The organism is Streptomyces sp. NPDC051822 (assembly GCF_044452745.1).
GTDB lineage: Bacteria > Actinomycetota > Actinomycetes > Streptomycetales > Streptomycetaceae > Streptomyces.
This window is the reverse complement of sequence record NZ_JBITBZ010000001.1, coordinates 691,980-703,646: the sequence shown is the minus strand read 5'-3', so window position 1 is coordinate 703,646 and position 11,667 is coordinate 691,980. Positions and strand designations below refer to the sequence as shown.

11 protein-coding genes are annotated in these 11,667 nt (G+C 71.1%); 5 read left to right on the top strand and 6 right to left on the bottom strand.

All coding sequences use genetic code 11. The features are described 5' to 3' along the window. Positions 1–92 precede the first annotated feature (92 nt). From ACIA8N_RS03245 to ACIA8N_RS03230, 4 genes are all read left to right on the top strand, one after another. The gene (locus ACIA8N_RS03245) at positions 93–590 is read left to right on the top strand and encodes a hypothetical protein (RefSeq protein ID WP_365777597.1); all 498 of its coding nucleotides are present in this window, start codon (positions 93–95) and stop codon (positions 588–590) included. Between the two features lie 118 nt (positions 591–708). Next, on the top strand, positions 709–1,545 hold the full coding sequence (locus ACIA8N_RS03240; RefSeq protein WP_365777595.1) for a class II glutamine amidotransferase: 837 nt from the start codon (positions 709–711) through the stop codon (positions 1,543–1,545). A 19-nt stretch (positions 1,546–1,564) separates the two neighbouring features. Then, positions 1,565–2,665, top strand: a complete 1,101-nt coding sequence (locus ACIA8N_RS03235) for a glutamate--cysteine ligase (RefSeq protein ID WP_365777593.1) — start codon at positions 1,565–1,567, stop codon at positions 2,663–2,665. A 151-nt stretch (positions 2,666–2,816) separates the two neighbouring features. Continuing rightward, positions 2,817–4,046, top strand: coding sequence for a SpoIIE family protein phosphatase (locus ACIA8N_RS03230; RefSeq protein WP_365777591.1), 1,230 nt, complete (start codon positions 2,817–2,819; stop codon positions 4,044–4,046). Between the two features lie 57 nt (positions 4,047–4,103). Here ACIA8N_RS03230 and ACIA8N_RS03225 read toward each other — a convergent pair whose 3' ends face one another. The 6 genes from ACIA8N_RS03225 to ACIA8N_RS03200 form a co-directional block, all read right to left on the bottom strand. Beyond that, a complete protein-coding gene (locus tag ACIA8N_RS03225) occupies positions 4,104–5,720 on the bottom strand; it encodes an MFS transporter (RefSeq protein WP_365777589.1) in 1,617 nt (538 codons plus the stop codon). Positions 5,721–5,797: 77 nt separating this feature from the next. Next, positions 5,798–7,228, bottom strand: coding sequence for a DUF2252 domain-containing protein (locus ACIA8N_RS03220; RefSeq protein WP_365777587.1), 1,431 nt, complete (start codon positions 7,226–7,228; stop codon positions 5,798–5,800). Positions 7,229–7,231: 3 nt separating this feature from the next. Next, positions 7,232–7,681: an amphi-Trp domain-containing protein gene (locus ACIA8N_RS03215; RefSeq protein WP_365777585.1), complete on the bottom strand. Its 450-nt coding sequence runs from the start codon at positions 7,679–7,681 to the stop codon at positions 7,232–7,234. Between the two features lie 54 nt (positions 7,682–7,735). Beyond that, on the bottom strand, positions 7,736–8,149 hold the full coding sequence (locus tag ACIA8N_RS03210; RefSeq protein WP_365777583.1) for an SHOCT domain-containing protein: 414 nt from the start codon (positions 8,147–8,149) through the stop codon (positions 7,736–7,738). A 161-nt stretch (positions 8,150–8,310) separates the two neighbouring features. Beyond that, entirely contained in the window at positions 8,311–10,368 is a 2,058-nt protein-coding gene (locus tag ACIA8N_RS03205) for a phosphocholine-specific phospholipase C (RefSeq protein WP_365777581.1), read from the bottom strand. 228 nt (positions 10,369–10,596) lie between these two features. Further along, a complete protein-coding gene (locus ACIA8N_RS03200) occupies positions 10,597–11,013 on the bottom strand; it encodes an organic hydroperoxide resistance protein (protein WP_365777579.1) in 417 nt (138 codons plus the stop codon). A gap of 118 nt (positions 11,014–11,131) precedes the next feature. On the opposite strand from ACIA8N_RS03200, the gene ACIA8N_RS03195 reads away from it, so the two are divergent. After that, positions 11,132–11,614: a MarR family transcriptional regulator gene (locus ACIA8N_RS03195; RefSeq protein WP_365777577.1), complete on the top strand. Its 483-nt coding sequence runs from the start codon at positions 11,132–11,134 to the stop codon at positions 11,612–11,614. The last annotated feature ends 53 nt before the right edge of the window (positions 11,615–11,667 follow it).

Below are 11,667 nucleotides of genomic sequence, written 5' to 3'. Positions count from 1 at the left end.
CGGTCGGGACGCGCCTTGAAAAACGGCGGGGCCGCCCCTCAGGGATTCCTGGGGGGCGGCCCCGCCGCCCGCAACGACTGGAAGCAGATCGCGTGAAGCTCGACGTATTTCGCATCGGTACAGGCCTTGGGGCTGCAATTCTGACAGTACTCACCTCGACCGCTTGCGGCATCATTCAACCCGCCCCCGCCCGCGCGGAGACCCCGGAGTCCGTAGAGCATTCGGAATTGGTCGGTCGATGGGACGGAGGGCAGGAATGCAGATCGCCGCTTCCGGTCATTCGTCTGCATGACGACTACACCTTCTCCGTCAAGGATTTTCCGGTCGAGTGGGAAGGTCCCGGTCCTGAGGACTGGAAGGTGACGCGTCGTACGACCGACGGGAAATGGCATGCGGTCAACAAGGACCCCGGCCTGACACCCTATCTGGTGCTCAAATTCGACAACGGGAAAGACAACAAGTTGCTGCCGTTCTATATGGAGAAGGGAGAGCTGCGGATGAGCCGCAGCGTCCCGGTGCTCGGGGAGCCCGGTCAGTCCTACCCATGTCGTTACAAGCGCACTTCCGCCGACCCCGAATTCGGCGAATAGGGGTCCGTCGACCCCGGTGCCTCGGCGGATGTGGCAGAGGAACGGCGAGCCGGGGGCGCAGATGCCATGCTGGAAGGCGGAGGGGGGCCGGCGGCGGCAAAAACACAGGTGATCGCTCATGTGCCGATGGCTCGCATACTCGGGTACGCCCCTGCTGCTCGACACCATCCTCTACAAACCCGCCCACTCGCTGATCGACCAGAGTCTCCACTCCCGTCTGGGCGTCGAGACGACGAACGGCGACGGCTTCGGTGTCGGCTGGTACCCGCAGGAGGACGGAGCCACCCCCGCCCTGCTCCGGGACATCGGCCCCGCCTGGAACAACCGCAACCTGAGGGAGATCGCTGATCACGTCCGCTCACCCCTGTTCTTCGCCCACATCAGGGCGTCGACCGGCACGGCGGTCCAGCAGTCGAACTGCCACCCGTTCCGGCACGGCCGCTGGATGTGGATGCACAACGGCGCCATCGCGGACTTCCCTCTCCTGCACCGCGACCTGTCCCTGCTCATCGACCCCGCGCTGTACTCCGACGTCGAAGGAACGACGGACTCGGAGGTGATGTTCTACCTGGCGGTCACCTTTGGCCTCGACCAGGACCCGCCGGGTGCCGTGGCCCGGATGGTCGGAGTCGTGGAGCGCATCGGCCGCGACCACGGCGTGGAGTTCCCGATGCAGATGACGATCGCCGTGACCGACGGCGACCGGCTCTGGGCCTTCCGTTACTCGAGCGCGGGCCATTCCCGGTCCTTGTTCTACAGCACGCGTGTGGACGCCCTGCGCAAGCTGCACCCCGACGTCGCGTTCCTGCGGGAAGTGTCCGACGAGTCCCGCCTCATCGTGTCCGAACCCCTCGGTGATCTGCCCGGTGCCTGGAACGAGGTACCCGAGAGCAGCTACGGCGTCGTCCAGGCGGGCGGCGACGAGTTGCGTCCCTTCGTCCCGGAACCGGCATGACGAGCTGCCGGCACCCGTCGTGATCACGGTCGGGGTCGAGGAGGAGTACCTGCTGGTCGACCCGGCGACGCTGCTTCCCGTACCGCTCGTGCGGGAGGTACGGGCGACCGCCGGCCTGGCGACGATCGCGGAGGCGCGGGAGGTCCAGGACGAGCTGCTGCAGGCGCAGATCGAGGTCGCCACCCCCGTGTGCACGGCCCTCGAAGAGGTGGGGGGCCATCTGCTGCGGCTGCGCCACGCGGTCGCCTCCGCGGCGGAGGCCAACGGCTGCCGCATCGCGCTCTCCGGCGCCGCCCCGGTCAGGGACGCCGCACCCGTACCCCTCACACGTACGGACCGGTATCTGAAGATGCGGGACGAGGCCCGACTGCTCGTCGACGAGCAGCTGATCTGCGGCATGCACGTCCACGTGGGGATCCCCGACCGCGCGACGGGAGTCGCGGTCCTGAACCGGTTGCGCCCCTGGCTTCCGACCCTGCTCGCGATGTCCGCGAACGGGCCCCTGTGGGACGGCCGGGACACCGGGTTCGCCAGTTGGCGCACGATCATCTTCGGCCGCTGGCCGGTCAGCGGCCCCCCACCGCATTTCGAAGGAGCGGCGGACTACGAGGCGCTGGCCGACGCTCTGGTGGAACCGGGGCTGATCCCGGACCGGGGGCAGTTGTACTGGCAGGCCCGGCTCTCGGAGCGGTACCCGACCGTCGAGGTGCGCTGCTGTGACGTACAGGCGGAGGCGGACGACGCGGTGATGCTCGCCGGCGTCGTCCGCGGGCTCACGGCCACCGCGATGGCCGAGGAGAAGGCGGGGGTCGGCGCCGCGCCCTGCCGGCCGGAGGTGCTGCGCGCCGCGACGTGGCACGCGGCCCGGCACGGGCTGAGCGGCACGCTGGTGGACGTGGCCGGCGGAGGCAGGCTCCGGAGCAGCGACGCCGTGCTGCGCGCGCTCCTGCGGTACATCCGCCCCGCCCTGGAGGACAACGGTGACCACCGCGAGGTGGCCTCGCTCGTCCAGCGGCTCATCCGGCGGGGGACGGCGGCCGACCGCCAGCGCCGCGCCCTGGCCGAGGCCGGTCTGCCGGGGGTCGCGGCGCTCTTCACCGCAGGAGCCACCACCGCCTGAGGCACATACGTGCCCGGGCGCCGCGACCACCGGCCGGGCCGCCGGGCGGCCCCGCCGGCGGCTCCGGCCTTTCCCGCCGGGCCGACCGGCCCGTCCGTGCCTATGGTGAGAGGGCGGAAGACCGCAGAGGTCTCGCGTGGGCAGGTGGAACGTGGGCACAACCGGCATCGACTTCGAAGCGGTCTTCCGTGCCCTGCCGGGCGCGGTCGCCCTGCTGGACAGGGACCTCGTGTTCGTCGACGTCAACGAGGCGTACAGCGCGCTGTCCGGGCTCACCCGCGAGGAGATGACGGGCCGTTACCTGTTCGACGTCTTCCCCGACAACCCGGGCGACCCGGCCGCGAGCGGCATGCGCAACCTGCACGCGTCCCTGCACAGGGTCGTGACCACCGGGGAGAGCGACAGCATGGCGCTCCAGCGCTACGACGTGGAGGATCCCGACCGGCCGGGGGAGTGGGAGGAGCGGTACTGGAGCCCGGTCAACGTCCCGGTGCTCGGGCCCGACGGCGCCGTGGCCCTGGTGCTGCACCGGGTCGAGGAGGTCACCGAACTCATCCGCGCCCGCGGCACCCGCGGCGGTTCCGGGGCCCGGGTCCTGGAAGCGGAGCTCTACACGCGAGCCCGTGAGCTGCAGGAACTCAACCAGCGCCTGCGCGAGGCCCACGCCCGCGAACGCGAGGTAGCCCTCCATCTGCAGCAGGCCATGCTGCCCGCGCCCGGCCCGCTCGACCACCATCGCGCGGCCGTGCGGTACCGGCCCGCCACCGGCTCCCTGAACGTGTGCGGTGACTGGTACGACCTGATCGACATGCCCGACCGCGACCGCACGGCCGTCGCCGTCGGCGACGTCGTCGGCCACGGGCTGCAGGCGGCCGGGGTCATGGGCCAGCTCCGCAGCGCCCTCTCCGCCGCGTCGAGGGTGGCGACCGGTCCCGCACAGGCCCTTGAGGTGCTCGGCCTGTACGCCCGGCATGTCGACGGTGCGGAGTCCACCACCGCCGTGTCGGTCTTCATCGACCGGGCCGGGCACACCCTCACGTACAGCAGCGCCGGGCACCTCCCACCGGCGCTCTGCCACCCGGACGGCACCGTGACGTTCCTGGACCGGGCGACCGACCCCCCGCTCGGGGCCCGGCCGGAACACGAGTCCCGCCCCCAGAGCCGGACGGCCTTCACGGCCGGATCCACCCTCGTCCTCTACACCGACGGGCTCGTCGAGCGCCGCCACGAGGACATCGACACCGGCCTCCGGCGGCTCGCCGACTCGCTCTCGCGCCATCGCGCGGCCGAGCCCGACGACCTCGCCGACGCTCTCCTGACCGACCTGATCCCGCCCGCCGGCATCACCGACGACACCGCCCTGGTCATCCTCCGCCTCTGACCGCGCGGTCGCGACGAACGGCCGTGACCGCTCGTCACCGTTCGGTCGTCCGGGCCGTCACCGCCTGGCCGAGCGGGGCTGGGTGGTGGGGACGCGCTGGGTGAAGAACAGGGCGATCAGCGCGGCGAAGGCGAGGATGGCGAGTGCGGCGCGAAGGCCGTCGAGGCGCGCCGCGGCGTTCGCCTCCAGCGCTTCCTGTGTCAGCTGCTCGCTGGTGCCGGCCTCGTCGAGCGCGCTCTCCAGCTGGACGTCGGAGAGGAACGGCACGCCGCTCTGGAGTTCCACGGCCGTCTGACTCTTCACGCTGGCCGGAACGGCCGGATTCTGCTCCACGTTCGCCAGGAAGGACGAGGTGAGCGAGGCGATCAGGACCGATCCGGCGAGTGCGGTGCCGATCGAGGCGCCGAGGTTGGTGACGGCGTTCTGGACGCCTCCGACCTCCGCGCTCTGTTCCTCCGGCAGCGCGGAGACGGTGACGGACCCCAGCTGGGAGGCGAGTGCCCCCATCCCGAGCCCGATCAGGAGCATGGGGACCGTCACCACCTCCGCGCCGGCGTCCGCGTCGAGTGCGGCCATCAGGGTCACCGCGCCGAGGAGCAGCGCGGTGATCCCGCTCCGTACCACCCGTCGGGGGGAGACGTCCGGGAGGAAGCGGGGGATGAGGACCGCGGCCGCGAGCAGGGTCGCCGAGAGCGGCAGGAGCCGGACACCGGTGGAGAGGGCGGAGAGGCCCAGGGCGACGGAGAGGTAGAGCGGGACGACGAAGAACACGCCCATCTGGACGAGGTACTGGAAGAAGAACATCGTCAGGCCGCCGTTCAGCTGCTTGTTCTGCAGCATGGCGGGGTCGAGCAGCGGTTCCTTGCCCTGCCGGACGAGGCGGGCCTCCCAGCGGAGGAACAGCCATGTGATCCCCATGCCGAGCAGCATCAGCCACACCGTCAGGGACACCCCGAGCAGTGCGGGTGCGTCGGGCTTGGGCCGGAACCAGCCCCACTCGTCCGATCGGAGCACGCCGTAGACGAAGCTCCCGAGCCCGAGGGCGGAGAGCGCCGTGCCGACGAGGTCGATGCGGGGACGCACGTCACTCACCGCGTCGGCGATCGGGCGGGCGAGGACGAGGATGCCCAGGACCACGAGGACCTCGCCGGCGAAGACCCAGCGCCAGGAGAAGTACGTCGTCGCGACACCGCCGACGAGCGGACCGACCGCGATGGCGATCGCGCCGGCCGCGGCGACGAGCCCGTACGCGGCGGGACGGCGCTCCGCGGGGAAGTTGCCCGCCACGAGCGCCACGATCGCCGGCAGGATCAGCGCGGCCCCGATGCCCTCCAGGAACGCCCAGCCGATGAGCAGCACCGGGAGGTTGGGTGCGAGGGCCGTGGTCAGGGAGCCGCAGCCGTAGATGACGCAGCCGATCATGAAGGCGCGCTTGCGGCCGATCAGTGCGCCGATCTTGCCGCCGGGGATCATGAACATCGCCATCACCAGGGTGTAGGCCGTGATGGCCCCCTGGATCCCGACCACCGTCGTGCCGACGTCCTCCGCCACCGTCGCGATGGAGACGTTCATGACGGAGCTGTCGAGCGCCATCAGGAACTGGCCGGCCGCCAGCGTCAGCAGCACGAGGCGCGCCTTCGCGGCGCCCTCGGCGGTGCCGTTGTGTGATGCCATGGTTGTCTTGTCCTTGCGCTTCGACGTCCGGACGCCCCCGGGTCAAGCCGCCCCCCGGGTCAAGCCGCGCCCCCGGGTCAGGCCTCGGGCAGTTCCTCCGCGGGCAGCCGGCCCGCCCGCACCGCGTCCTTCAGCGCCCGGTGGTCACGCTCGTTCTGGTCGGCGTACGCCTCCGCGAAGGTGGCGAGGGCGCGGTCGAACGCGTCGCCGCCGCCCAGATAGGCGGCGATGGCGATCCGGTCGCCGGACCTGGCGTGCGCGCGGGCCAGCGTGACGCCGCACAGTTCGCCGAACGCCGTCATGCGCCTCGGGTTCATCGTCTCCGGCATGGCGATGCCCTTCCAGTCGCGCAACTGCCGTACGTAGAAGTCGCGCTGGCGGCCGTCGATGCCGTCCACCCGTTCCCAGCCGAGGAAGATGTCGCTCGTGGCCTGCATCAGCCGCTGGCCCGAGACGACCCGCTCACCCTGGTTGCGGTACTGGCTCGCGCCGACGTGCGCCGCGAGCACGGAGGTGTCGGCCTCCTTGGCCTGGAGAAAGAGGGGGTCCTTGTCGTCCCTGCCGAGGAGCAGGAAGATCCAGCAGCGGGTGCCGACGCTGCCGACGCCGACCACCTTGCGGGCGACGTCCACGAGGCGGTAGTCCTCCAGGAGCGTGCGCCGGTCGGAGGGCAGGGTGCGTCCGTACCGCTCGATCAGGCCGCGGAACTGACGCTCCAGCGCGCCGCGTTCGACGTCCGGCAGGAGGTCGGCGATGGGGACGAGCAGCGGGGGATCCGCCGCGATCAGGGGCTTGCCGTCGACCGAACGGGTGACTTTGGCGAAGGCCTGCAGACTGTCGCGCGTACGGGCCTTCGCCATGACGTCGGCCAGTCTCTTCCGCCCGCCCTTGTGGAGCCGGTCCGCGGCCAGGGCCTCCAGGCCGGCCGCGTCGATCTTCGCGTACCAGACGTCGATGGTGCGCATGCCCGCGAAGCGGATCATCGCCTCGCGGTACGAACGGACCGTGGCGCGGACGATGCGGGCCCGCTCGGCGTCGTCGAAGCCGTTCGCCCGGGCCGCGATGACGAAGCTGGCCGACAGCCGCTTGACGTCCCACTCCCAGGGGCCGGGAAGGGTCTCGTCGAAGTCGTTGATGTCGAACATCAACTGCCGCTCCGGCGAGGCGAGGAGCCGGAAGTTGAGCAGGTGGGCGTCCCCGCAGAGCTGGGCCGTGAGCCCGGAGCTCGGGGTGCCGGCCAGGTCGGAGGCCATGATCGCTGCGGCGCCGCGGTAGAAGCGGAACGGGGACTCGATCATGCGGCCGTAGCGGATCGGTACGAGTTCGGGGACCCGTGTCGCCGACTGCGTCTCCAGGACCGTCAGCGGGTCCGGTCTGCCGGCGGCCGGCCGGTACTCGGCGTGGCCGGACCGCGGCGAGCGGCGCCGGGCCTCCTTGCCGAGTGCCGCGCGTTCCCCGGGCGTGGCGTGGTGTGCCGCGCGCAGCGCCGTGGCCGCGTTCCGGGCCACCGGTCAGGACTCCTTCGGAGCGGGCGGCTTGACCGGCGTGTCCGTCTTTTTGGTACCCGTACCGTTCCGTGCGGTGCGGGTACCGGCGCCGGCGCCGTTCCGTCCGGGCTCGGCGGGCGCGCTCTTCCGCTTCCGCGGGGCCGCCTTCTTCCCCGAGTCCCCGGCCTTCCCCGTGTCCCCGGCCTTCTCCGGGTCCGCCGCCTCCTTGGACGGGGCGCGCCTGGTCGGTCCGGTCGACCACTTGAACTCGATCTCCAGCTCCACCTCCCCGTCGCCGATCTCGATCTCGACCTCGCCGCGGAGGTCGTCGGGGATCTGCAGGCTCAGCGTCCCGAGGCCGAACTCCATCTCGGCCTCGCCGCCCTGCCGCAGCGCGGCCGCGAGCGCCGCGAGCTGGTCAGCGGCCTCGAGCCGTGACATCGCGCGCTTCTGCTCGAACTTGAGATCCTTCATGTGGCGTTTCCGATCAGGTAGGAACGGCGGACGGAGCCGAGGTCTTGCGACCGCTCAGGTCGCGAGGACCTTGGCCTTGGCCTGCGCGAACTCGGCCTCCGTGATCGCGCCCCGGTCCTTGAGCTCGGCGAGCCTGGCCAGTTCCTCCGCGTGCCCGCCGCTCCCGGCGGTCTCCCGCACGTACGAACGGAACTGCTGCTCGTTCTGCCGGACCCGGTTCAGCTCGCGCTCGCCCATGCCGCGCCCGCGGGCGATCAGGTAGACGAACACGCCGAGGAAGGGCAGCAGGATCACGAAGATGGTCCACCCCGACTTGCCCCAGCCGCCGAGCGAGTCGTCGCGGAAGATGTCGCCGATGATGCGGAAGAGGAGCATGAACCAGAGGACCCAGCAGAAGATCAGCAGCATGGTCCAGAACATGTTCAGCAGCGGGTAGTCCACTGCCAGCTGCACCATCGAGTCGCTCATGGCTGATCTCCTGCCGGTCGTGACCGGCCGCGGCCCCTTGGTTCCGGAAGCCGCGGTCCGGTGGGAAGAACTGCCTCCAGGGTGGGGTGCGCCCGTGCTTTCCGCATTCCGGGCGCTCGGTAGGGCGGGGCGCCCGTGTACGTCAGGACGCCCCGTGCGGATCAGTACGTCAGGATGCCCGGGTCCGTGACGCCGGGTGCGCCCGTCTCCACGTGGCCCGCGAGGCGGCGGAGGTAGTCCGCGTTCGCCGGGATCGCGATGGTCACGTCGTACCAGCGGGCCGCCGTCGTCAGGTCGACCGTGTGGGTGACCGTCGCTCCCTTCGGGACGGTCACCGTCTGCGGGGTGCCCGCGTAGGTGTTCGTGACCGTGAGGGTGGCCGCCGCCGCGGTGCCGTTCGTCAGCGTCAGTTCCAGGTTGCCCGTGGAGGCGTCGTGGCGGGCCGTGACCTCGGGGACCGCCGTCTTGCCGGGGGAGCGGAAGCGGCGGAGGAAGCCGTTGGGGCCGTGGACCGTGAGGTCGGTGACGCCCTTGGAGTACTTGGTGTTCCAGGTGTCCGAGAGGGTCCTGGCCGCCTCGGTCGTGTACGTCCAGGGCGCGTCCGTGCGGTTCGCGGAGGTCACGTAGAACTGGGCGCCGGCGGCCGGGCCGCCGCTGAAGGTGAGGCGGTAGGTGCCCGCCGTGGTGTCGGCGGCGCCGTCCACGTACGGGGCGTACTTGAGCGGGCGGGTGGGCTTGGTGCCCGGCTCCTGGCGGGGCATGGTGCCGGACGCGGGGGCGGTGGCGAGGAAGTCGGGGTGGCGGCTCCGGTCCGGCGGGTAGTAGCCGTCGGTCGGCGGCAGCGGGGCGGGCTGGGCGTTGGTGCTCGTGAAGTCGAAGGCCGAGGTCAGGTCGCCGCAGACGGCCCGTCGCCAGGGCGATATCTGGGGTTCGAGCACGCCGAAGCGCTGCTCCATGAAGCGGATGACCGAGGTGTGGTCGAAGGTCTCGGAGCAGGTGTAGCCGCCGGTGGACCAGGGCGAGACGACGATCATCGGGACGCGCGGGCCGAGACCGTACGGGCCGGCGACGTACCCCGTCTTCCCCGGGAAGTGGTCGAGCGCCGTCGGGGTCGTGGAGAGGCCCTGCGCCGCGGAGGCCGGGACGTACGGCGGGACGACGTGGTCGAAGAAGCCGTCGTTCTCGTCGTACGTGATGAACAGGGCGGTACGGGCCCACACGTCCGGGTTCGAGGTCAGCGCGTCCAGGACCTGCGCGATGTACCAGGCGCCGTAGTTCGAGGGCCAGTTGGAGTGCTCGGAGAAGGCCTCGGGGGCGGCGATCCAGGAGACCTCGGGCAGCCGGCCGGCCTGGACGTCCGCGCGGAGGTCGGCGAGGTAGGCCTCGCCCTTGGACGCGTCCGTGCCCGTGCGGGCCTTGTCGTACAGCGGGTTGCCGGGCTGGGCGTTGCGGTAGGTGTTGAAGTAGAGGAGGGAGTTGTCGCCGTAGTTGCCGCGGTAGGCGTCGTTGATCCAGCCCCAGTGCCCTGCGGCGTTCAGGCCGTCGCCGATGTCCTGGTAGACCTTCCAGGAGACCCCGGCCGCCTCCAGGCGCTCGGGGTACGTCTTCCAGCCGTAGCCCGCCTCGGCGTTGTTGAGGACGGGGCCGCCGCCCGTGCCGTCGTTGCCGGTGTGGCCGGACCACAGGTAGTAGCGGTTCGGGTCGGTCGAGCCGATGAACGAGCAGTGGTACGCGTCGCAGACCGTGAAGGCGTCGGCGAGCGCGTAGTGGAACGGGATGTCCTCACGCGTGAGGTACGCCATGGTGGCCGGGGTCTTGGCCGGGACCCACTGGTCGTACTTGCCGCCGTTGAACGCCTTCTGGCCGCCCGCCCAGTCGTGGTTGAGGCCCTGGAGGAACTCCATGCCGAGGTCGTCGCTCGGCGGCCGGAACGGCAGGGTCACCTTCCTGCCGTCCGTCTGGTTCCAGACGGACTTGCCGCTGGGCAGGGTCACCGGGCGGGGGTCGCCGAAGCCGCGCACGCCCTTCATCGCGCCGAAGTAGTGGTCGAAGGAACGGTTCTCCTGCATCAGGACGACGATGTGCTCGACGTCCTGGATGGTGCCGGTGGAGCCTTGCGCCGGGATGGCGGCGGCCCGCGCGATGCTGTCGGACAGCATGGTCAGGGCGGCGGCGCCGCCTGCGAGCTGGAGGAACCTGCGGCGATCGAGGTCGACCATGGGGAGTTGCCCTCCGGAGGGAAGCGGACGAGTACGGGTGCGGGTGCGCGCGGCCGACCGGTCGAACGGGCCGCGAAGCGCCCCAAGGACAGCGCCCGCGCCCCACCACCCGGCGGCCGCCCCATGACTGCCCGCCGTACAGGAGGCGAACCCCTCGTGCGCGTACGGGAAAACCCCCGGCGCGGGTTGTCGCGCGCCGGGGGTCTTCCGGTGTCCGTGCCGGGGGGACTACTCGACGACGAGGTCGACCTTGATGTTGCCGCGGGTCGCCTTCGAGTACGGGCAGAAGGCGTGGGTCTTCTCCAGGAGGGTCAGGCCCGCCTCGCCCTGCAGGTGGTCGGGGAACTCGGCGCGCATCACGACCGCGAGGCCGAAGCCGCCGTCCGTGGCGTCCTTGCCGATGGAGACCTCGGCGGTGATGGAGGCGTCGGAGATGTCGATCTTCTCCTGGCGGGCGACCAGGTTCATGGCGCTGGCGAAGCAGGCCGCGTACCCGGCGGCGAAGAGCTGCTCGGGGTTGGTGCCCTGGCCGTTGCCGCCGAGCGCCTGGGGGTGGGCGAGGGGGAGGTCGATGTGGCCGTCGGAGCTGACGGCGCGGCCCTCGCGGCCGTTGGCGGTGGCGACTGCGGTGTAGATCGCGTCCATGTTCTCTTCCGTTCCTGTCCTCGGGAGGCCGTGTCGTGCGGTGGCCTCTATTGATAGCGCACTATTCAGTTGTGCACAACTCAATCGTGCGCGAGGCGGCCTCGCGTATCCTGGAGACATGGAGACGCTCGACACGGTCCCGGACGAGGACTTCCTCCGGCTCGACCACCAGATCTGCTTCTCGCTGCACGCGGCGACCCGCGCCTTCAACGGCGTCTACCGCGAGGCCCTCAAGGACCTCGGGCTCACCTACCCGCAGTACCTCGTCATGCTCGTGCTCTGGGAGCACGGCGAACTGCCCGTGAAGGGCATCGGCGAACGCCTCCGGCTCGACTCCGGGACCCTGTCGCCGCTGCTCAAGCGCCTGGAGGCGGCCGGCTACGTCGAGCGGCGCCGCAGTCCCGAGGACGAGAGGTCCGTCACCGTACGGCCCACCGCCGAAGGGGCCGCGCTGAAGGCGAAGGCCCGCGCCGTGCCCCGCCGGATCGCCACCGCGACCGGCCTCGACCTGGACGAGATCCGCGAGCTGCGGGAACGCCTGGACGCGCTGGCCGTCCGACTCGACGGCGTCGACCCGGACGACCTCGCCTCCTGCGGCTGACGGTCGCCCGGTCTCGCCCGCACGGCCGGTCGACGGTCACCAAAACGTAAGGA

Bases quoted from the DNA above. Each gene is read 5' to 3' on its own strand.
- ACIA8N_RS03195 (WP_365777577.1), top strand. From the start codon at position 11,132: ATGGAGACGCTCGACACGGTCCCGGACGAGGACTTCCTCCGGCTCGAC.
- ACIA8N_RS03215 (WP_365777585.1), bottom strand. From the start codon at position 7,681: ATGAAGGATCTCAAGTTCGAGCAGAAGCGCGCGATGTCACGGCTCGAG.
- ACIA8N_RS03210 (WP_365777583.1), bottom strand. From the start codon at position 8,149: ATGAGCGACTCGATGGTGCAGCTGGCAGTGGACTACCCGCTGCTGAAC.
- ACIA8N_RS03225 (WP_365777589.1), bottom strand. From the start codon at position 5,720: ATGGCATCACACAACGGCACCGCCGAGGGCGCCGCGAAGGCGCGCCTC.
- ACIA8N_RS03205 (WP_365777581.1), bottom strand. From the start codon at position 10,368: ATGGTCGACCTCGATCGCCGCAGGTTCCTCCAGCTCGCAGGCGGCGCC.
- ACIA8N_RS03240 (WP_365777595.1), top strand. From the start codon at position 709: ATGTGCCGATGGCTCGCATACTCGGGTACGCCCCTGCTGCTCGACACC.
- ACIA8N_RS03200 (WP_365777579.1), bottom strand. From the start codon at position 11,013: ATGGACGCGATCTACACCGCAGTCGCCACCGCCAACGGCCGCGAGGGC.